General features: G+C 41.8%; 11 protein-coding genes. All 11 read right to left on the bottom strand.

Annotated features, from left to right (window positions below):
- Nucleotides 1–579: 579 nt before the first annotated feature.
- The 11 genes from ACIQXP_RS11970 to ACIQXP_RS11920 all read right to left on the bottom strand — a co-directional run bounded on the left by ACIQXP_RS11970 (nucleotide 580) and on the right by ACIQXP_RS11920 (nucleotide 23,457).
- The gene (locus ACIQXP_RS11970; protein WP_387503912.1) at nucleotides 580–2,547 is read right to left on the bottom strand and encodes a sialate O-acetylesterase; all 1,968 of its coding nucleotides are present in this window, start codon (nucleotides 2,545–2,547) and stop codon (nucleotides 580–582) included.
- Between the two features lie 137 nt (nucleotides 2,548–2,684).
- Entirely contained in the window at nucleotides 2,685–4,241 is a 1,557-nt protein-coding gene (locus ACIQXP_RS11965; protein ID WP_387503911.1) for a glycoside hydrolase family 43 protein, read from the bottom strand.
- A gap of 298 nt (nucleotides 4,242–4,539) precedes the next feature.
- Nucleotides 4,540–6,222 carry an endo-1,4-beta-xylanase gene (locus tag ACIQXP_RS11960; RefSeq protein WP_387503910.1) on the bottom strand — a complete coding sequence of 561 codons (1,683 nt, stop codon included), beginning with the start codon at nucleotides 6,220–6,222 and terminating at the stop codon, nucleotides 4,540–4,542.
- Nucleotides 6,223–6,235: 13 nt separating this feature from the next.
- Nucleotides 6,236–7,204, bottom strand: a complete 969-nt coding sequence (locus ACIQXP_RS11955) for a DUF5627 domain-containing protein (protein ID WP_293744527.1) — start codon at nucleotides 7,202–7,204, stop codon at nucleotides 6,236–6,238.
- Nucleotides 7,205–7,236: 32 nt separating this feature from the next.
- Nucleotides 7,237–8,997 (bottom strand): RagB/SusD family nutrient uptake outer membrane protein, encoded by a 1,761-nt coding sequence (locus tag ACIQXP_RS11950; protein WP_387503908.1) that lies wholly within the window; start codon nucleotides 8,995–8,997, stop codon nucleotides 7,237–7,239.
- A gap of 18 nt (nucleotides 8,998–9,015) precedes the next feature.
- Nucleotides 9,016–11,892, bottom strand: coding sequence for a SusC/RagA family TonB-linked outer membrane protein (locus ACIQXP_RS11945; protein WP_387503907.1), 2,877 nt, complete (start codon nucleotides 11,890–11,892; stop codon nucleotides 9,016–9,018).
- 27 nt (nucleotides 11,893–11,919) lie between these two features.
- The gene (locus tag ACIQXP_RS11940; protein WP_293744530.1) at nucleotides 11,920–13,803 is read right to left on the bottom strand and encodes a RagB/SusD family nutrient uptake outer membrane protein; all 1,884 of its coding nucleotides are present in this window, start codon (nucleotides 13,801–13,803) and stop codon (nucleotides 11,920–11,922) included.
- Nucleotides 13,804–13,813: 10 nt separating this feature from the next.
- Nucleotides 13,814–16,888: a SusC/RagA family TonB-linked outer membrane protein gene (locus ACIQXP_RS11935; protein ID WP_387503905.1), complete on the bottom strand. Its 3,075-nt coding sequence runs from the start codon at nucleotides 16,886–16,888 to the stop codon at nucleotides 13,814–13,816.
- 713 nt (nucleotides 16,889–17,601) lie between these two features.
- Nucleotides 17,602–17,745, bottom strand: a complete 144-nt coding sequence (locus ACIQXP_RS11930; RefSeq protein WP_387503904.1) for a hypothetical protein — start codon at nucleotides 17,743–17,745, stop codon at nucleotides 17,602–17,604.
- A 226-nt stretch (nucleotides 17,746–17,971) separates the two neighbouring features.
- Nucleotides 17,972–22,147 carry a hybrid sensor histidine kinase/response regulator transcription factor gene (locus ACIQXP_RS11925; protein WP_387503903.1) on the bottom strand — a complete coding sequence of 1,392 codons (4,176 nt, stop codon included), beginning with the start codon at nucleotides 22,145–22,147 and terminating at the stop codon, nucleotides 17,972–17,974.
- A gap of 209 nt (nucleotides 22,148–22,356) precedes the next feature.
- Nucleotides 22,357–23,457: an endo-1,4-beta-xylanase gene (locus ACIQXP_RS11920; RefSeq protein WP_293744534.1), complete on the bottom strand. Its 1,101-nt coding sequence runs from the start codon at nucleotides 23,455–23,457 to the stop codon at nucleotides 22,357–22,359.
- Between the last annotated feature and the right edge of the window lie 194 nt (nucleotides 23,458–23,651).

The raw sequence follows: 23,651 nt of genomic DNA, 5'->3' as shown, positions 1-23,651 counted from the left end.
ATAAAGCCATTTTTAATCCAAAAACAGATCTGATTATACTTGTTTAAAAATCAGACTTAACCGTTAATCAAGCGTGCCAAAATCCACAAAAATGGCTAACAAAAAGTTACAAATAGGAGAAAACAGGATAAAAATCTATCTTATGCAATCGGTTGAATTTTTGTTTTTATTTTAAAAAAACAGATGACTAAATCACCATATTATTACGATAATAATCAAATTTATTCTACAACCACACAGGCCTATATCACAGTCGTCTTGACCGAAACCACGCAAAGTGGAGAGATCTTTGTACTAACTATTAAAATCAGATTTAAAAGATTTCTCCACTGCGGTCGAAATGATGATTTTTTCTATGAGAGATTCTTTAGCAACCTATTCCATTAATCATTCACATTATTTTATAAAATAAATTATCCCGCAGTACGACAGCAAGATGCTATGCATATTTATAATAAAAATTTAAATAGGCTAATTCTTAAAGTTCATAGCCACGCTACAGCCAGAAACAAAAGAATTTCTACAACTAAAGCTAATCTTTGCTATCGTTCCGGGCAGAAATTTTCAGTTATACATATGCTATTTATTGACTTCCGCTTCAAAAGGTGAAGACGGCAAACCTGCCTTATTGTATAAATTAGCGCGGTCGGGATTATCTGCCCATGCATAGCGGACAAATGCTGGCTTTAAAACCATGGGGCTTGAAAGTACAACGGAATCACCTACCAACCTGGCCTGGGCCCAATAGAACACCTTGTCCTCGCCCGCAAGTGCGAACCCCATCAGCTTGTCAGATCCTTTAATCATCAGCCCGGGCGAACTGTGGTCAAAATTTATCGTCAATTCAGAGCCCTTTAACTGGTTTGATTTATACATAGGCCCTGAATAGGTAATCTGCTGATCATGGTAAGCTAAATGTTCGGCCCATAGCGCCAAGCGTTCACCCACGTCTTTTTTATCCAGCGGATGGATATCATTCCATTCGCCGGCATCAATGGTTACCGCCATTCCCGTATTGGGTACAGAAAGTGCCTCCAGCTGACTTTGCCTAAACTGTGCCCAATTACTTTCTTCGGGCAAGTAGTTAGCTTCCATAAAATTAGGCAGCTGTGCATAAATAAAAGGCAGATCACCCTGCTTCCATTTATTACGCCAGTCTTTTATTAACGCCGGCAATAATTGTCCGTATCCTTTCGGATTTCCGGTATTCGTTTCTCCCTGATACCAAACAAAACCTTTTATTGCAAATTTTACAGCGGGTGCAACCATGGTATTAAATAATCCGGTTGGCTCATTCTGTGCAACCAAAGGCATTTCGGCATCGGCGCGGAAACCCTGGTTTTGCCTTGGTTGGGCATAGCCCACTTCAAAACTCCATTCTCCACGTAAGTCTATTTTTTTATCGGGCGTTAACAAAGAATAATTTTTATCGGGTACAAAGCCGCCTTTGCCACTGTTGCTGATGACTTTAACAATAAGAATATTCTTTCCTGTTTTTAACAGTCCTGCCGGAACAACATACCTGCGGGGTGGATATTGATAGGTGGTATTGCCGATAAATTGACCATTGAGGAATACCGAATCTGCATCGATAATGCGCCCGATATAAAGTCTTGCCTGCTTTCCGCTCATTTCTGAAGGGATTTGCAGTTCTTTTCTGAAATAAAGAATTCCGTTGATGTTCCGTATTCCCTGATCTGCCCAGTAACCTGGCATCCAAAATTTTCGCCAGCCGCTGGCATCAAAATCCGGATCAATCCATTTTATAGGGCCTGATAATCCTTCATCAACTATTGTAGCTGATGTTGATGGCCTTACTAAGTTCTTCTCTTTAAGTTTTTTCTGGAAACTGGCCATAAAAGCTGAATCTCTGAAATTATTTATTTTTCTGAGTTGTTCAGGATTCGTCAAAAATGCATCACGACTCATCCAGGCCTCAATTGGAGTGCCGCCAACGCTCGAATTGATGATGCCAATAGGAACTTTGTATTTTTGGAAGAGCGTTTTGGCAAAAAAATAACTGGTTCCCCCGAAACTTAAAATATCCGCTCCTGTAGCTGGAACCCATTTTCCGGGAGGAAGATCGGCAGATTCTCCTGACAGGTTTGCTTTGGTTGGAACGAAAAAGTTTCTGATCATTGGAAAATGATCCTTTTCAATCACCTGCGGATAAGCTTCTTTTAAACGCTCCATGGGTAAGGCCATGTTAGACTGCCCTGAACAAAACCAAACATCTCCGAGCATAATGTCATCCAGAATGATTGTATTTTCACCTTTGATCATCATTTTAAAAGGGCCTCCAGCTTTCATTTTGCCCATTTTAACAGCCCATGAGCCCTGATCATCGGTAATAGTCTTGTATGTTTTTCCGTTAAAACTGACGGTTATTTTTTCTTTTGCTGCTGCCCAGCCCCAGATCGTTAGATTGGTTTCGCGCTGGAGCACCATGTGGCTGGATACCAATTGTGGTAAAGTAATTTTGGCAGAAGCCGAAAAACTAAAAAGCAGTAGCCAGACCCAGCTGCATAAAATGAATTTTGTTCTCATATTCTAATCAATTTCCAAAACTATCTAACCGCGTCTAGCTTTTTTTTGCCATTTGAGTATAATACAGCCAATAATGTTCAAAATTGTTTATCCCGACAGAAGTAGATCCACATCATATTATCTTTAAACGAGCTGGACTAGTTAACCTTGACATGGAAATAATCAAAATCTGCGTGCCCGCCAATTCGTTCCGTTGCATAATTGAAAAGGCCAAAGCGATAACCCATAAAGTGCGGTAAGGTGTATGACATTTTTAGTTTTTCGCCAACGGTATTCCATGATTTACCATCTAAACTGTAAGCGAAAGAAGCCAGGTCACGACGATCCGTAAAATCACAACTTACCCTTAAATAAATTTTTTGCTGTTTCAACGGAATTTTGATGCTTTCGGTCGGCTGCGTATCGTTTACTGTATTCACAACGATAAATAAGCCTTCTTTTAGAGATTTAACGCCAATCCAGCCATACTTTTTCTGAAGCAATAGCATCCCGGTGCAATCGCCCGCCTTCATATTTTTCAGATCGATGCTGGTTTCGGCTGAACTTCTCGGCCCTACGGTTCTTTGGGTAAGCGTATTTCTGGCAGAGAGCACAGAGGTATCAATCCTGGAGGTTTGAATGGTTAAATAACCTTTTTTTTTGGTGAGCGACCAATTGGCATGATCTGGATTATGATTCCATTGCCAAACTTTTTTAAGCCCCTTCTCTTCTCCTCTACCGTCAAAATCATCAGAATCTATAATACCAGGAATCAGGCTCTGGTTTTTAGCCAGCTGAAGTGCATCCGGAACTTTCGAATTTACGCCCAGAACCGGCCAGCCCTGTTCCCATTTTACCGGAACGAGATAAGGAATCCGCCCTACTGCACCATAATCGCGAAAAAGGTACGAAAACCACTGTCCCTCAGGGGTACTGATCAACCCACCCTGTGCAACACCTTTGTCCTGAAGGCCGATTTTTCCTGTGTATGGCCCCATGAGTTTGTCGGCCTTATGGATAATTACCGTACGCATGCTGTTTCTTGGCCAGGCAATATTAAACAGATAATACTGGTCTTTTACCTTGAAAAGTTGAGAACCCTCTGCAGGCAAACCTGGGTTGTTAACAGCCACCTGAGTGGCATTTTCTATCAATACCTGAGGGCTCGTACCAATTTTTATGCCGGATAAATCGGCATTTAACTCGGCAAGCATAATTTTGCCTGCGCCATAAACCATAAATACCCGGCCATTTTCAAAAAACAGGGAATGATCGTGAAGTGCAGGACTAAAGGCAGACCTTTTCCAGGGACCTTTTTCAATATCTGTAGTAGAATAGATGTAGGTTTTATTGGTAGTACCAGAAAAAGTGCTTACATAAAACTGGCCTTCATGATAACGTAAACTACTTGCCCATGATCCCCTTCCATAATCATTTTTGCCGTTAGTTAAATTTAGCTGGTCAGTATTTGCAAGGGTATCATATACATAAGTTACCATCTTCCAGTTGACCAGGTCTGCAGACTTCATAATCGGAATACCCGGACTCATGTGCATGGTGGTACTACTCATGTAATAGGTTTTTCCAACGCGAATGATGGATGGATCGGGTACATCAGCAAAGATGATGGGATTTTTAGCAGACTGACTATAGGCTGAAAAATAAGACAATCCACTTAAAAGTAAAACACACAGATAAAATACAAGGTTTTTCATGTTTAGGGTAAATTGATTTATTGAATATAGTTATATTAAAGAACTAGGAAATATCGTTATTGCGAGGAGGAACTACGAAGCAATCTCTGCTGGGGTGATTCTTGCTATAAAAGATTGCTTCGTCGAATAAAAAGCCTTCTCGAAATGACGATTTTTTGACAAAAACTATATCATCAATTCTCTCCTCATTGGTAGATCTCAAAAGATATCGTCATTCACAAAAAGCTGGGAATGACGATTCTTCGAGGAGAGCTATATTGTTAATGCTTTTGCATAAAAACTATGAATGGCAAAGAGCTTATTTGCCTTTAAGGGCTTCGGCAACACCTACGTAAGCAGGTTTACGCACAAAACCTCCTGTCCACAATCCAATTGGTTCATCAGGCCTCCAAAATGAACTGGCCGGACTATCTAGAGGGCTCCAGATGGTAATGCCATAACGTTGAGCAGGCGGTATAATCTCAAAATATTTGTCAATTACATAACGGTACATATCTGCCTGTGCTTTGTATTCATCTGGTGTTACTGCAGCCGTTTTTTTATTCGAAACGCCGAGATCCAGTTCAGAAATCTTAATTAATTTACCTGTGGCCGCCAACAGTTTAAACATTTCGGCTATTTTCGTTTTATCGTTTTCGGTACCCATGTGCATTTGTGTACCAATACCGTCCACCTTCGCGCCTTTGCTTTCAATATATTTTACATACTCAATCAATCCCCTGCATTTATCAAGGCTAGTTTCTAAACCATAATCGTTTATAAAATGAATATCAGTTGCATTACCATATTGGCGTGCAAGTTTAAAGGCAGTCACAGCATAATCTTTGCCCAAATAATCCTGCCAATAAAATTCATCAGCAGCTATATTCGTTTTACCTACACCTGTCTTCAACAGTGATGGGTCCGGCCAGTCAGACATTGGCTCATTAACCACATCCCATGCTTTTACGCTGGCTTTACTAACCGCAAGCATTCCGGCGATCCATTTATCAAGTGCAGCTGTTAAAATAGCTTTTTTCTCATCGGCTGTTTTTTCAATGATCTTATCGCCCCCATTTGGATTTACCCTGTTAATGGAGATTTTATCCATAGAAATTTTGCCGGCATAGGCACCGAAGCTAAAAACCAAACGTGTTCTGTCACCGGCGGTAATGGTTTTTTCCAGTTGTACAAGTTTCCAATCCGTTGAAATATTAAAAGAGCCAAAATCATCTGCTCCATAACTTTTGGTTTCCTGTGCCGCTACTGAGGCTGCTCCGGCAACACTACCTTTAACATAAAAACTGAGTTTATAGGTTGAAGCGTTTTGAAATGGAGTAGTGAAATCCATGGCCGTCTGTGCCTCCCAGGAATTAACAACCTTAGGATTAGACATGTTGAGTGCATAGCCTGTACCGCCATAGCCATCACCCTTTGCCGAAACCTCCCTAACAGAACTATTTCCCCAGCCAAACCAGCCTGAAATATTTCCCGATTCAAAGTCACCATTGCTAATCAGGTTGTCCTCAAGTGCCGGTCCGCTGGTTCCTTTAATAACGGTAGGTGCAATTAAACTATTAAGGTACTTGGCATTTTGATTGGCATGCCAGCAAAGCGTATGCCCATACACTTCCATATTTGAATTTTTAGCATTTTCCAGTAATTTCTTCACATTATCAAAATCCATACTGCCATCATCTTTCACAATGGCGCCGTGTTTCATTTCATAACCGATTACAATCTGGTTGAAATTGCTGTTCGCCAGGCGATACAACACCCCTTTGTTATTGTATTCGGTAAGTGATGTGGCTACCCCCAGTTTAAAATTCGGATTGGCAGACCAGTTGAAATAAGATTTTAATGCATTATAAGCATCAATCTGTTCCTGTGCGGCTATTGATGCAGGTTTTTCAACAGAAAAATCAAGTGCTTCATGCTTTTTGCATGATACCGATAAAACCGGAATACCGATGATTAAGGCAATTTTATAAATATTTTTCATCTTGATTAAGATTTTATTTTTTAACCGGATTAAAGGTTTCCATGGTTACGCCGCGGTTGCGCATTACGAGTGTATCCGTAGTGGCTACAGACATGTCCGAAAGGTCGATGTTGTAATTCAGGTAAAGGGCATCCCGATCGGTATTTCCCCAACTGTTCTTTTCTCCCCGCTTGATAAATTTACCATTTCCGCTGGCTGTAAACGTATTATCGGCAGCTGATACTGTACAGTTGCCTGAATCATCGAAAGTAAGCAGCAATTTGCAGGTGATATTCCGGTTATCTTTATCTTTAAATACCGCATTAAAGGTATTAGACTTTAAGGAAGTAGTTACCACCTGATTTACCTCATCACTTTCAACAAAGGTCATGTGTCTGCTAACGGTTTTATTTAAACTGGTATTGCCGTTTTTACCGGTGATTACATCTTTACCTCGGCGCAGGTAATAGCCGTGCCAAGGGTTGATGTATTTAATGGCATATAAGGTATAGTTCTTGGCCTCCAGAATCTTATCAGCATTTTGCACTGAAGTCATCCGAAGCGGAATAACGTACGTATTTTTCAGCGCAAGCGGGTCGGCAAAAAATGCATCGGTAAGCTGTACCTGTACCCCACCGGTAATTTTACCTTTAGGTATGGTGATAGAACCACCCTGAATACTGTAGTAGTTTGCAGGCATGGCCACCACGTTTCCGGCGCCGCCAAAAGTAAGGTTGCTGGCTAAAGAATTATCTACGGCCACACCAATACTCACATCATTCTTAACTTCATATACGCCACCTGTGGTTGCCATGATTTCGCAACGGTGCTGGTTGTCAAGAGAAGTATCATATAAATCTTCACCAAGGGTAATGGTACGAACAGGGCTCTGGTAGGCAAAATATACAGTTTGGGTTCCATAATCAGGAAATTCCCACTCCTGATTTTTGCATGCTCCTAAAAACACGGCCATTGCCAGCAAAAATTGGATTTTCTTTTTCATTTTCTTTAAATTTTAATCCTGGTACTGATGAACTACCAGCCTGCGTTCTGGATAAGGTTATTATACTTTAAAATTTCGCTATACGGTACCGGTCCATAAATCATGTAAGGCTGATACACGCGGTTTTCTACATTAATCGGGGTAAATGTTGTTCCGGTAATGCTTGCTCCCTGGGCCACCTCATTCAGGCTGGCATTCCACCTGCGCAGATCCCAGAAACGGAAGCCTTCAAAACACAGTTCCAGACGGCGTTCGGTGCGGATCAGTTCTCTCATTTTAACCTGATCTGATTTGATCGATTCGAGGTAAGCATCGTTATTATTGGTACCTACACCTGCTCTCCTGCGGATAGCCTTAATTACATCGTAAGCTGAATAAGCATTTGTGCCGCCATTTAAAGGACCCCAGGCTTCATTCGCAGCCTCAGCATAAGAAAGGTAAATTTCTGTATACCGGATCCGTGGGTTATAATGTTTCTGATTGGTGGTTGATGAAGGGTTCAGGTTCACGTCCTGTCTGAGGAGTTTTCGCATGTAATATCCGGTACGGGTAGAAGTTTCTACTTTATTCAAAGCATCATTCGTAGGCCCGTTAAGCGTTGTATTAATAGCGCTACCAGCAGTTCCTGCTGTACCACCGTTCACCAGGATGTACAATTTCAACCTTGGATCGCGGTTATCGTAAGGACTGGATGCAGAAAAACCGCTATTGGCGTCTGCTATCGGATAGCCGTTGGCCATTGGGAATGCATTCACCAGATTTTGTGTCGGATTGATCCGGCCGCTGCCAAAAAGTGTTGGGGGAAAGTTATTTCTTTCCAGGTCATTGCTATTGCCCACATCACTCCGCCATAAAATTTCAGAAGGATTTACACCTGATGCCAACCCATCAATACCGGCATCTTTGTCATACCATTTAATGTCATTCGCAGTCAGGTTTACCAATCCACCCCTTAAATTGATTACAGCGGCAGCATCATTTGCTGCTTTTTCCCATTTGGCAAGCGTTGAAGGATTAAATGCCGGACTTGCAGCCAGCAATGAGGCTTTAGCGCGGATGGCTTTTGCTATACGTGCTGTTACACGTCCCCTGAAATAATAACCAAACACCCGGTTATAGTTATCTTTTCCTACTCCCGAATATTTAGCAGGCACCTGTGCATCACTGGCGATATCCTCAAAATCGGTAGGCAGCAGTTGCTCAGCCATATCCAGATCGCGATAAATTTGTTCCATAGTCGCATCAAATGTGGCTCTGGGTTTATTGAAATCGGCATCCTGGCCTTCTGGTTGCAATACAACAGGAACACCAAGCAATTGGCCGTTATTTCCTTTACCGGCATGCGCCTGCAGAAGGTAATAATTAAACATGGCACGGAGTGCATAACCCTCTCCTTTCATACGATCGTTAAACATGCGGTTAATATTGGGTTCAACGGCCCATTTCACCTGGTCTGTTACCGAGAAAAACAGGTTGAGGTATTGTATAGCAGCACGCGAATTGGTCCACTGGGAAAGTGGATTGTTTATCGCAGTCCATTGCCCGGTAGCAATTTTCAGATAAGCGTTATTGCGGTCATTGCTTACGGCATCGTCAGTCGCTACATCATTAAACGACCAGCTATTGGTGGGTATGCGGGCATAACCATTCAGCAGTAAACCCTGTGCATAGGTTGCATTGTTGTAAGTGCTTTCCAGATCGAGATTGTTCTCGATTTCAGGTTTTAACATATCCTTGCAGCCAACAGAGAAAAGCAGTACTGCCAAACCGATCAGAAGTTGTATTTTTTTCATATCTATTTGTTATCAGGGTTAAAACAAAGCCTTTACACCGAGGTTATAAAACCGGGTTTGAGGTGAAGTATTGACATTGAGTTCCAGTATATCACGTTCCGGAGAAATGGTTAGCAGGTTCATACCACTGGCATAAATACCTAATTCCCTCACAAATCCGTTACGGAACAGGTTGGCCGGAAACTGGTAAGATAACTGCACTTTCGACAAATCAAAACGGTTCGTACTGTACAGCCAGAAGTCTGAAGAGCGGAAATTATTATCGCTGCTTGCTGTGGTTAACCGTGGATAGGTCGCTGTAGCTTGCGTTTCAGGAGTCCAGCGGTCTCTAACTACTACGGAATATTTATCCTCGCCATCTACCCAGAAATAACTACTGTTTTTCATGGCTTTGGCGCCATAACGGCCGGTACCCAATACAAACAGGGTTAAATTTTTCCATTTCGCAGTCAGGTTAACACCCAAAGTCATTGGTGCTCCCATCCATCCAGCTTTACCCAGGTAAACTTCATCCCTGGTATCAATAATACCATCACCATTCTGGTCTTTATACTTTAAATCTCCGGGTTTAACCTGGCCAAAAGACTGTGCAGGCGAAGCAGCGATATCAGCAGTACTGGTAAAAAAGCCCATACTTTGCAATCCCCAAAGCGCGTCAAGTGGTTTTCCTGTCCGGTTCAGGTAATCAAACTGGTAAGATTCAGCACGTTTGGTGGCTTTGGTATCGTAATAGGTACCGGTTACCCCCAGAGTCCAATCTATCTCTCCGGTTCTTTTATTCATCCTGATGCCAAAATCGAATCCTCTGCGCTGATCGTTATCGTAGTTTACATACGGGATATCAGAATATACCGGAAATCCGGTAGTCAGGTAGGAAGGATAAAGTACACCCGGCTGTACTACATTGCCGCGCATTTGACTGAAAAATGCAGAAGCCGTAAAGTTGATCAGGTTTTTATAGAACGATCCTTCCAGACCGATATTAATCTCTCTTCTCTGCGGAAACTTTAAATTGGGGTTATCTCCTCTTCGACGGTCAAAAGTATGTACTAATCCGCCATCACGCCAGCTGTACCAGGCCGCATCGTTATAGGTAAAGTAGCCCTGGTAAAGGTTATAGTTGTTGATGTCGAGGTCGGTATTCAGGATTCCTGCAGAAGCCGTAACCTTCAACTGATCAACGATTTCAGAATTTTTAAGAAAAGCTTCTTCACTAAGACGCCATCCTAAAGAAAGTGTTGGCGAGAATGCGCCACGGTTAGCTATTGGTAATTTTGCCGAATACACATATGCACCGCTGAAATCGGCATAGTAGCGATGATCATAGTTGTAACCCAACTGCAAACCCAGATTGGCGTTGTTGGTAGCATGATAAACCGCAGATTCGCTGATGTTAAAACCATAACCCAACAATGATCCGGTAACATTATGCTTTTGTTTAAAAGTACGTGCATAATTAAACTGACCTGAAAAAGAGATGGTTTGCCGATAAGCACTTCCGCTCACGTTCTGTACGCCCGATCTGGCATCAATACCATACTTTGCTAAACTCGAAATCTGGTCAATGCCTGCATAATTGTTCCATGTTGCTTCGTAAACCGAATAGGTATTATTATACGATTGATTAAAAGCACTTGAATAATCAACGGCAAGCATGGTTTTAAAGCTCAGTCCCTGCATCAGGCTGTTAAGGTCAAAATTTATCCCGGTATTAAACTGGAACTGACGGGATACGTTACGGTTGTAACCTCCGGCATAAATACTGGCAAAAGTATTCGTCTGGTCCAGCTGGCTTCCGCCCAACAGATAGCTACCATTGATGATATTATTGCTGTTATTGGCCTGTGCCAGCGAAGCCACATCACCAGGCTCGATCATACTGATGGGAATAAGCGGCGCAAAACGATACGGACGAACCGTAGCTGCGCTGCCCCAATAATCGGTATTTACACCTTTTCCGGTATAGAAACTGGCCGTAGCATCCACATTTAGGGAAATGATCTTATTCAGTTTTACATCAATATTTCCACGTACATTAAACCGGTTGGCACCACTGTTTTTTACGGCTTCACCAAAATTCAGCAGCGAACCAATCGACCAGTAACCGAGGTTGGTGTAATAACGCGTGCGGTTGTTTCCGCCCGAAATTTCTGCGGTAAGATCGTTTCGTCCATAGCTGTTTCTCAGATAATCTGAAGAATAGTAATCTACGTTCGGGTAGCGGTAAGGATTTGCCCCGGAGGCATAGTTGTATATGGTTTGCTGAGTATAAAGGTCTGGCAATCCGTCATTGCGGCGCGCTTCATTATACAAGGTCATATATTCTGCAGAACCCAGAAACTGTGGATAGCTTTTAGGAACATGCAAACCTGTATTGGCCCTTACATTTACTTTTTGTTCATAATTACCTCCTCTTTTAGTGGTAATGTACAATACGCCTTTAGCTGCACGGCTACCATATAATGCTACTGCATTAACACCTTTAAGTACAGTAACTTGGTCAATTTCCGTCGGCATAATATTGTTGATGTCTCTCGGAATTCCGTCTACCAATACGAGGTAGCCACCCATTCCCCAAATGTTACCGTTAAAACCCGGCAAAAGGGCATCAAGGCCTTCAAGGCTGGAGGTAGTATAGTTTTTTTCCAGCATTTGAGATAGATTTATGGCCGAAACATCACCTAAAAGGTCGCGTTTAGCCACTTTCCTGAATGCAACCTGTACAGAATCTACCTGAGGCATTACAAATATGGTATCTTGTGGCTGGCGTTCTTCGTTTTTATTAACGGATTTATTATTTTTTCTGGCCTGCCTGTTGGTTTGCGCTGATCCTGCTGCCGGCAGTAAAAAGGCAACGGCGAGGCATAAGGCTGATATTATCTTGATCTGTTTCATTTCATTCGTTTGAATTAGTTTACGCCCTTACCAGCCTGGATTTTGTTTAAATTCCATATACATGTTCACATCGGCATTTTTGAGTGGCAGCCAATAATGTTTCTGACTAAACTTCCGCTCCAGAATAACCACTTCTTTCAGGTTAACAACCCGGTTAGCTGTAGGGTCTGTAGTGCTGAAAGTTCCGCTACGATCAAACTCAACCGATGTTTTCAACGTGTATGGTTTTTCAATCAATAGCAACCAGCGGCGCAGATCGTTAAAGCGGTGGCCCTCAAATGATAATTCTACGGCGCGTTCTCTTCGTACTTCACCCAAAAATCCATCTACCGAAGTCAGGAACTTAGCTGCCACATTAGCTACTCCGGCCCTGGTACGGATCACGTTGATGGCATCAACCGCTGTTTTGGAAAAACCAGGATCTTTACCTGTAGGGGAATTGTAACCCATCAGCGCAGCCTCAGCATACATCAGGTAGATATCGGCCAAACGCATATAAGGAACATAAATGTGAAGACTATTTCCATACGAATAACCATTATCATATTTGTTAGCCGTAATCGGAATGAATTTGCGCAAAACATAACCGGTTCTGCTTCCTGTACTTACATCACGGTAACTTCCGCTGGTGTATAAATTGGCATACCTGTTTTTCTCATCACTGGCGCCCATCGCACCTTGTACAAATTTTACACCGTCATAAACGATGTCATTATAAAACCTTGGATCTCTCCCTTTCCATGGATATTCAGGATTGTAACCCGATTCATTGTCGGCCTTGGTAATATCCTGGATCGGCAAGCCGTTGGCCATACCGTAATAATCTACATAGTTAGCCGTAGGCGTAAACTTTAGGTCGCCTTCTGAAATCACTACCGGTGTATATTGCTTACTGGTTCCCCAGTTGGAATTATTGGCACTGAAAAACGGACCACGGAATATGGCTTCGGTGCTTCCGGGTAAATCCCAGTTTTGCCCGCTGGTGTAAAAATTACGATAATAGTTTTTGAATTCTACCAGGGCATATTGCGTAGTACCACTTTCGGTAAGGGTAAGTAGTTCGGCAAATGCAGCTGCTGCTTTTTTACAGTAGTCGGCATCGTAGTTCTTGCTACCGGTGGATTCGAAATTCATCAGCGGACTTCCTGCCCACAGGTAATTTTTACCAAGGTAACCCAAAGCCATGATTTTATTGATGCGCAATGCGTTTTTTCCCAGGCTACGTTTACCCGCTGTCGTATTGTCCCAGTTCACCGGTAAAATATCTGCAGCAGCCCTAAAATCTGCAGCAGCTTTGTCGGCACACGCTTTATAGCTTAGGCGTGGAAGGGTGAGTTTTGAATCGGTAGGCAAAACGGTATCTATATAGGGTAAGCCACCAAAATATTCCATCAGCCTGTGGTGAAACCAGCCACGGAAAAACAGCAGCTGCCCCTTGATCAGGTTTCTTTCCTCATCCGTAGCATCTGTCATCTTATCCATATTGGCCAGGCCCATGTTCACTTTACTGATCCCATACCAGGCCGCTTTCCAAAGGTCTTTGTTAAAACGATCGTTATTAGTGCTAAAATTATTGTGGTTCATCCAACCCGAGCCCCAGCCATCAAACTCAGCTTGCCAGCCCCAAAAATTTCCATCGTCTATTTTATGGATAAAATGAAAGTTTCCGGCGGTTGAAGTAATCTCATCCTCACCCCAATTCCAGGAGTTGGTCCAGTAGTTTGTGCTAAAATTTACAATACAGTTGTAGAGTTCTTCGGTATAGCCCTGGAAATTAACAAAATTCTTAAAAGCCTCTTTTTCCGAAATCACGGTTTCATCGGCTTTATCCAGGTATTTTTCACACGAAGAAAGGGATACTGTCGACCAGATAATGGTACAACATACTAAAGTTTTGATATATTTTTTCATGATTGTAGCATTAAAAAGTAATGTTAGCCCCAATGTTAAATCGCTTTACAGTTGGATAAGCACCTTGTGATGCCCAACCTGTTCCGGCAAAATTGGACTCCCGGTCATCAGGCATTTTGGTCCATACATACAGGTTATTTCCGTTTACATATACCCGCAGCGATTCCATGCCGATCCGTTTGATGAAACTTTTACTTTTTTCGAAAGTGTAAGCCAATTCTGCATTTTTTAAGCGGATGTAAGATCCGTCGTACATGTAGCGGTTACCGGAAGTATAGCCACTGGCCGTGGATAGCCACCGTGGTAGGGGTACATCGGCATTTGGGTTATCTTTGCTCCAGTAAGATCCCTCATTATATACCAAATGATTCTGGCCGGCTAAACTGCTAAATACCACCTGGCGGGTAACATTGTTTACGCCATAGAGCTGAACAAACAGACTGAAACCTTTCCAATCTACTCCAAATGTAGCGTTGTAGGTGTTTTGAGGGTTTGATGGAAAACCATAAGGAATATTATCTTTTGAATCGATAATACCATCGCCGTTATAATCGATGATATAATAATTCCCCGGTAACTTTTGCCCGTCGTTATTGTCGTGGATGGTGCTGCCATAAAGTTCATCCCAGGTATTGTAATTTCCGGCACTCACGTAAGAATAACTCTGGCTGATTTGTTTATTGGCCCTTTTCTGATATTCGGGTAACAATTGGGCATCATCAGCTTCGATCACTTTATCTTTTGCATGGGTATAGTTCAGGTTGGCCCAAAGTCGCCAGTTTTGTCCCAATCTTTTGTTGAAGGCCAGTTCCAGCTCATAACCCTTGTTTTCTACAATACCGAGGTTGGCCACCGGTGCATCAACACCAAAATAAGAAGGGATGGCGCGGTTAGCACCGAGAATCAGAATGTCGGTACGGCGGTCACGGAAAAAGTCAGCCTTTCCGGTAACCATACCTTTAAAGAAACTATAATCAATACCAAAATTGGTTTTCTTTACCTTTTCCCAATGTACATCAGGATTGCCAAGCGCTGATATTTTGTACCAGGTGTAAGGACTTAATTCAGAACCTTCACCGGTTACACCCAGTTTGGTTTGCCCACCATAGGCCCATTGTGTAAGATAAAGCCAGCGACCGCTTACATTATCATCACCAATAGCTCCGTACGAAGCACGCAATTTAAGCATATCAATGAACTTCAGCGGTTTCATAAATTTTTCCTCACTTAACATCCAGCCCAATCCTCCTGATGAAAAGAATGCGAAACGATTTTTCGTGCTGAATTTCTCAGAACCATTGTACGCACCATTATATTCGATCATGTATTTGTTGGCATAATTGTAGGTGGTACGGAAAACCCAGTCTTCACGGTAGTTTGGAATCTCACTTCCTGTTGCTACTTCATTCCGGTTAAAAAGTCCCATAGCTGTAATGTTGTGGTTGGTACCCAGTTTTACAGCATAATTGAGTTGGCCCTGGTAGAACAACCTGCGTTGGGTAGACCAATCCTGCACGGTACCTCCGCTTGTGGTCCAGTTGATCCCATTCTGAAAGTCGAAGCGGTTGGTTCCGTCAAATGCCTGTTCATAGGTAGTTAATCCGGTTTTTGGATCGATCCATTTGCTTTGAATACCATTGTACAAATCATTAATCCCCCTGTTTCCTTCTATAAAAGAATTATCCAGCGCAATAGTACCTTTGAAGTTTAAGCCCTTTACCAGTGATCCCAGGTCCTGGTCAAGTGTAAAATCGGTTGTAATCCTGCTCGTGGTGGTATAGCCTACCCCACTAACGGCCAGGTTCCGGGCAGAGTTTAAACCTTTTTGCACATTCGGTGCATAATAACCCCAAGTACCATCCGAATATTGCGGCATAAATACATCAGGAGCAGTAGAATAAGCAGAAATCCAGTAAGAATAATCACTGTTGGAATTGCCCCATGGGCTTTTCTTCACGCCTCTGGAACCTGATAAATTCACTTTAAAAAGCGTGGATTTACTCAGTTGAAAATCGAGGTTACTTCTTACATTTAACCTGTTAAATCCGTAACCTGGCTCGTAACCACGATCGTTTTTAAAAGTACGGAACAAATCGCCTTCATACAGGTAATCAGCATTGGCAAAATATTTAACTTTAGCGGTTCCGCCCGAAATGTTTAGGTTAACATTGTTGGACAGGGCATAATCTTTAAACAATACCTCGTCCCAGTTTACATTCGGATAGCGTTCTGATTCTGCTAAATTTGCAGGATAACGGTATTTATTAATCGTAGCCTGCGGCAGATAATCTGCCCAGCTTTCAGGCTTAAGGGAAAGTTCATTTTCTATGGCCTGGTTTTTTATGGTCAGGGCATCATAAGAATCATATTTCCCCGGTAAACGTGATGGAGATTTAATTACATTATTGATGGTACCCCTGATAGATGCCTGTCCTTCACGGCCACGTTTGGTGGTAATCAGGATTACGCCATTGGCTCCCCTTACCCCAAATACTGCTGTTGCAGAAGCGTCTTTCAACACGGATATGGTTTCTACAGAACCGATATCCACACTATTCATTGTCCGTTCAATACCATCCACCAGGATTAACGGACCGGTATTGTTCCATGTACTACGACCACGGATCAATATTTGAGGATCTTCCTCGCCGGGCATCCCTGTACTGGCAGTAGTGATCACCCCCGGCACATTACCGGTTAATGCAGCACCTATGCTCGATACCCCACCGGCACGTTCCAGTACCTTACCCGTAGTTTGCGCAATAGCCGCTACCACACTGGCTTTTTTCTGTGTACCGTAACCGATTACCACTACATCATTAAGGGCCGATTGATCTTCTGAAAGGACAATTTTGAGGTTGTTTTTCCCTTTTGTAGAAACTTCCTTAGTTACCATACCCACGTAACCAATTACCAGAATGGACTGATCGTTAGGAACATTAATCACAAACCGGCCATCAGTGTCCGTTTGGGTACGGATATTTGTGCCTTTAACAGTAACTGTGGCACCTATTATTGGCGTTTGCTTATTATCGGAGATGGTTCCGGTTACCTTTGTCTGCTGTGCAAAAGTGATTTTAATCATCAGCATTAAGGTTAGCATTGTTAAACAACATCTTTTAAAGAGTTGTCTTTTCAGGCCCAGGTTATCCCCAGCAAAATGCAATAGTATAATTCTTTTCATTTTTCGAAATCATTTATTGAGCATGATGGGTAAAATTGATGACGTCTGTTTGATATGGCATTCTGGAACATTTTATTCCCGATAAGACGTTTCGAAAGGAAGTAGTTTTCCTAAATGGAATTTTAAGTAAATCTCTTAGCATTATTATTTGGTTAGGGTTTTTAAATAGGAAGAAAAGTTGATTTTAATTCTTTCTTCAATAATGATTAGCTTCACGATGTGGTAACGGTTACTCTCCAATTTCACTGATACGGATAGGCACGCTATCTTTTGAGCATGATTTTATCATTTGGCTATTAATTGTGTAATCAGTTAAGCGCATACCGAAGCCTTAAAAAAGTTACTATGTTGGTGGTTTCATCCAATTGCGTTTTAGCATACCTATTTTTGTAATCAGCATTTCCGGTCTGGGTAATCTAACTTCCGTTTGTATTTTGCCTGTAAATGCCACCTGGCATCTACATCTCCTCGTCGGTAATTTTTAACCAAAGCAATAGTGCATTTAGCTTTGATAAATTTGAGGTCGACCTGTTGTGGCTCAATACCTGCATGTAAATGAAAGTCATTTTTCAACTTACACAGCAAGCCATTGCTTAGCCATTACAGCGCTTGTTCTACCTATCGCTCAATGGAATCAAAAGCGGGTAAACCGAAGTTTTGGGTTGGTATTGATTTGACATCGCCGGCAGATTTGTCCCTTTTTGCAGGGCCAGATTGCTTAAGCCTTCCTCATAGAAGTTGATCAGTTGATTAGTCATGGTTTATAAGTTTTATTTGGTTAATCCAAACATAGCCCAAAAACGAATTTAAAGGTTAGAAGATTTGTGCATAAATCAGATACAAATGTTCTATCAACTCAAATAACTGAAATACAATTATTTAAACAAGTAAAAAACCGCTATTTATACTAATACTCGAAATATCATGTTTAATAAAACGATTTTACCAGCGCAAAACAATCGATTGCATAATAGTAAATTTCAGCTAATTACCCGCATCAGGAGCATGATCATGCTTACGGTAAAGGTTTAAATATTCTGAAGGTTGCATACCAAATTTTGATTTAAAAGACTTGGCAAAATAGTTTGGTGTAGCAAAGCCTACCAGGTAAGCAATCTGCGAAATATTCAGGTCACTTTTTGTGAGTAAAGCCGCAGCTTTATCAAGCTTTACCGAGCGGATATACTCCACCGGCGAAAGCCCCGTTAATTCCAGCACTTTGTGGTAGAGCGAGCCACGGCTCATCCCTACATTTTTGCTTAAATCTTCTACAGATAATTGTGAATTATTGATGTTATCTTCAATGTACTTCAAGATATTCTTAAGCAACTTATCACCATGCGATTCAACCGAAATCTCCGCTGTTTCCATCTTGATCTGTTTGGTATAGGTATTTTTAAGGGTTCGGTTAAGGAGCAAAAGATTTTTGATTTTAATATTGAGGATATCAATATTAAAAGGCTTGGTAAGGTAATCGTTTGCACCAATTTCGAGCCCCGTCAATTGTTCCTGTTCTCCTGTAAGCGCAGTTAACAGAATAACCGGAATATGTTTTGTTCTTTTATCTTCTTTTATCTTTTTACAAAGTTCAATACCCGACATATTTGGCATACTGATATCGCTTACGATAAGCTCAGGATGGTTTGCCAGTGTTTTTTGCCAGCCCTCCTTACCATCGGCCGCTTCTACAATTCGGTAATGCGCTTTCAAATTATCTTTCAGGTACTCCCGAAGGTCCTGATTATCCTCTACGAGCAGAATGGTGTGGATTGCTCCATCCGTTTCACTCATGGCTTTAGCTGAAACTTCTTCCTCCATCTGTATCGGGGTTTCGGGGCTGGAAAAATCAACGTTAAGCTTTTCGATATGGTCTAGCAGCGGTAAAGGCAGGGCAATCATAAAATGTGTGCCTTTTCCAACTTCGCTTTGCAAATCAATGGTACCACCCTGTATTTTGACAAACTCTTTGATGATGGAAAGCCCGATCCCACTTCCCTGGTTCAGGATAGATACCTCGGTATCGGCCTGAAAAAATCGTTCGAATACCTTCTGCTGCTCTTCTTCGCTGATGCCAATGCCCGTATCGCTTACCGTGATCAGAACAGTCTCTTCCCGGCCGTTACGCGGTGTTCTCTTTAAATCAACGGTGATGGTACCACCTGATGGCGTAAATTTAAAGGCATTGGAAAGCAGGTTGAATAAAATACGTTCCAGCTTGTCATGGTCAAACTCCGTTGGATAGCTATCGAACTGGGTCTGGAAAGTAAGACTTATCGATTTACGTTCGCTTAAATCGTTGAAAGATTCGATTACATCGGCAATAAAGGAAACCAGTTCACCCGGGGCATTATTGATCTTGAGTTCATTTTCTTCAATTTTACGAAAATCGAGGATTTGGTTCACCAGGTTGAGCAAGCGGCGGGCATTCCGTTTTACTATTTTAAGCGATGCGTTTTTGGTCTCATCGCCCTGTTGAGAAAGGAGTTTCTCGACCGGCCCCAGGATAAGCGAAAGTGGTGTACGGAACTCATGGCTTAGGTTGGTCAGGAATTTAATTTTTAGCGAATCCAGCTCATGCAACCGCTCGGCCTCTTTTCTATCCTGCAAAATCTGCTGTTCAATTTTTGCTTTTTCCTGCACCAGCGCGAACTTTCTCTCCAGGTTTTTGATGCCCCGATGGCGGATGTAAAGTAAAGTACCGGCAATAGCAACCAGGTAAAAAACATAAGCATAGATGGTTCTCCACCATGGTGGATGAACAATTATCTTTATCGAAGATTCAGTTGTATTCCAAACGCCATCATTGTTGCTTGCCCGTACATGGAAGATATATTCTCCCGGATCGAGATTGGTATAAGAAACCGTTTTAGCTGTACCGGCATCAATCCATTCTTTATTAAAACCTTCAAGCTTATAACTATAACGGTTTTGTTCCGGAGCCGTGTAGTTTACACTTACAAAGCTCAGTGAAAAATTCTGCTTATAATCCAGGTCGATTTTTTTGGCAACCGAAATATGGTCGGTTATCGGTCCGTCTTCACTCGCCTCGATCACATTATTGGAAATTTTTAGCTCGGTAAAAAGTACAGCGGGAACATTTTTGTTTTTTCTGAATCCGGCCGGGTTGAAGTAATTCATCCCTTCTGCCCCACCAAAAAATATTTCACCGTCTTTGCATTTTAAGGCTGCTCCCCTGATAAAGCTATTGTTTTGCACGCCATTGTATATGCCGTAATTGCTAAATTTTTGTGTCTTTGGGTCGAAACGGCTAATCCCTTTGCTGGTACTCAACCAGATATTCTGATTGTCGTCTTCAACAATGGCATCAATAACATCATTTGCCAAACCATTACGTTCGGTAAAATTGATGAACTTATTTGTCCTTTTATCCAATAGGTTTAAGCCGCCTCCAGCTGTACCGATCCAGATCCGCCCCTTTGAATCTTCCAGAAAGGCCTGAACAATATCGCCCTTAAGGCCTGAGTTAAGTTCGTTATAGTGTTTAATACTGGTCTTATCAGCACTAATCATGGCTACACCAGAACCATGAGAGCCTACCCAAATGTTTGCAAAACGGTCTTCTTTAATAAAACGGATATAATTGTTAAGTGGAAATATGCGGTCTGTGGGCGATTGTACCTTATCAACATACCTAAAAACAACCTTATGGTTAGCGTCCATCACGTTAATTCCCCCTCCATTGGTGCCAACCCATATCAGCCCGTTTTTATCCTGGGTCATGCAAAATACATCGTCAGCATTAAGACCGGAATCGGTATTGCTTTTCCGGTAAGAGGCCGCTTTGTTTAGCGTTGAATCCAGCACGATCAGACCATGGCCAAAAGTACCCAGATAGAGTTTCTTAGCTGAACTGACAAATAGCGACATCAGGGTTAAACGCGGCGGCAAACCCAACTTCTCTAAATTAACTTTGTGGAACAGACCAGTATTTCTGTTGAAAATACTCAGTCCGCCGCCCTCTGTAGCTACATATATCTCCGTAAGGTTTTTCGGTGCAAATGAAGTTACTACAGGTGCGTTTAACCCATATATATCGAACACATTACTCTTAATGAGGTTAAAGAGATTGAGGTTGCTATCAAATTTATTGATTCCCTCGCGGTATAACCCTAACCAATATATACCCTCTTTGTCTATATATACATATTTTACACTGGTGCCCCTTAAGCTGTAGGGATTGCGGGGATTTGGCCGGTATACCCTCACTTTTTTGGTACGGAGATCAAAAACATTAAGGCCATCTTCGGTACCCAGCCATAACTGACCGTTTGGCGATACAGCAATACTTTGAACATTATTATCACTCAGTGAATTGGGATCGCCAGGAACGTGCTGATAGTTTTCAAATCCCATACCATCCGATTTGAGCATACTTAAGCCTAAGGTAGTACCAACCCAGATATTGCCATCACCATCTTCAGCTAAAGACTTCACTATAGTTCCTGCCAGTTGTACAGGTTTATCTGCTGCAGATCCGATCCGGATAAAAGAAGCATTTTTTCGGTTAAAAAGAAATAATCCATCCTCTGTTCCTACCCACATCCGATGTTTGCTATCTTCCATCAGGATGTTGATCATGGTTGGCGGAAGTTTACCCAACTGAGCGGCTGCGATTGGAAATCTGGATACTTTTTTTGTTTCTGGATCAAAAAGATCAAGTCCGGTAAAGGTAGCTACCCATATTTTTCCTAAATAATCACTGGTAATATACCTGATCAGGCTGTGACTAAAACCTGCCGGACCATTTGAGGCACGATAATTAATGAAAGAATTTTTTCTTCTATTAAAAAGTGCCAGTGAACCCCCGCTGGTACCAAACCAAAGGTTTCCCTTGCGGTCTTCATGAATAGTTTTTACTTCGTTTGCCTGAATACTTGTAGAATCGTTTGCCTGATATTTATAAGTGGTAAAGTTGGTACCGTCAAATTTATTTAATCCATCTTCTGTACCAAACCACATCAACCCGTACCGGTCTTTAAAAATTACGGTTACATTGTTAGACGATAACCCGTTTTTAGAGGTCAGAGAGGTGAAACGCAATTCAGGCTGTTGCGTTTTAGGCTGTGCTATAATATCGCCCGCATTAAAAAGCAGGTAAACAATTAGAATGAAGGATAGATAAGCAGACCCCCTGAGCATATTTAATGATTTTGCTGTATTAATAAAATTTCAACTTCAAAAGGTGTAGAAAAGCTAAACAATGCGCTGAAATCTGAGGAAGATTCAAAATTATCTGGATACATGATCTATTTGGCTTAGTGGCGGTAAGATAAAAAAACTAATTTAGTTCATTGCATCATTACCGCTTTCACAGTATTATTTTATTCATTATCAGCTTAAAAAACTGATTATTTTCTGAAATCAACCACACTCCAATAGGCTTTTTTTCTTTGCAGGTTTTGATCAAAAAGCAAGGGATAGTTTTTTCTTCCGGGTACGGGGTATTGATCGAGCCATGTCGAACGATCAGAAAGATTCCAAAAAGTTACACTGCTGATTTCCTTTTTAAAGCTTCTGAAAATAGAAAAAATCCGGGTGTATCGGTCAATTTGCTTTTTTTCGAGCGCTGCTGTGAAACGGTCTTGTTCATCTGGCTTCTTAGCCCTTAAATTTTTCTCCCATGGATAGATGGACAGATCCAGTTCTGTGATCTGAATTTGCAGGCCAAGAGATGCATATAATTTTAATGATTCCCTTAATTCAGTATCACCAGGCTCAAAAACAGACCAATGCCCCTGCAGCCCTACACCGTGAATAGGGACCTTGTTATCGACGAGTTTTTTCAGCATTTTATAAATCTTCGCTCTTTTTACAGGTCTTTCAGAATTATAGTCATTATAAAAAAGCAATGCATCAGGATCAGCCTCATGCGCATATTCGAAAGCCCTGGCAATAAACTCTTCTCCACAGATCTCATTCCATAAAGAAGGCCTTAAATACTGGTCATCTTCGTCGCCGATCACTTCATTAACAACGTCCCATGCATATACCTTTCCCTTATAACGGCCTACCACGGTTTTAATATGATCTTTAAGCCTTTTGAGCAATAGGGCTTTATCTACCCTGCCTCCGGAACTGTTTTTAAAAATCCATGCCGGCACCTGCTCATGCCAGCATAAGGTATGCCCCCTTATTTTAAGTCGGTTATCATGTGCAAAATTAACCAGCGCATCGGCATCCGCCCAGTTATAAACATCTTCGCGCGGATGAATAGGTTGCATCTTCATGGCGTTCTCCGGCGTTATGCTATTGAATTCCTTTAAAAGCAATGCGCCCTGATCCCCTTTAATGGTTTGGGGCGAAACCGCTACTCCAATGTTGAAATAAGACTGATAATAATCTTTCAGGCCCGGATTACTTTTTTTAACTTTAGGGTAACTGCCGCAACTGGCAAAAACCGCGAAAACAGCAATAGTAAAAATGGCAATATGAAATTTAGTTGTACGCATTTATATTTGGTTGAATAGCAAGGTTGATTTAATCCTCATCAGGGTAGCGGAAAAATCCAGTAAATTTAGACCTAAGTAAATACACCGGCAGTCATATTTGTCAAAACAATAAGAACAGATGTTCAAAAAAGCATCAAATCGCTCAAAATTGGTTAAATTGATAACCCAGTAAGCAACAAGGTCATCATGTCATA

The sequence above is a fragment of the Pedobacter suwonensis genome (assembly GCF_044762335.1).
Classification (GTDB): Bacteria; Bacteroidota; Bacteroidia; order Sphingobacteriales; family Sphingobacteriaceae; genus Pedobacter.
The sequence above is the reverse complement of the archived record's forward strand: the minus strand, read 5'-3'. Positions and strand labels throughout refer to the sequence as shown.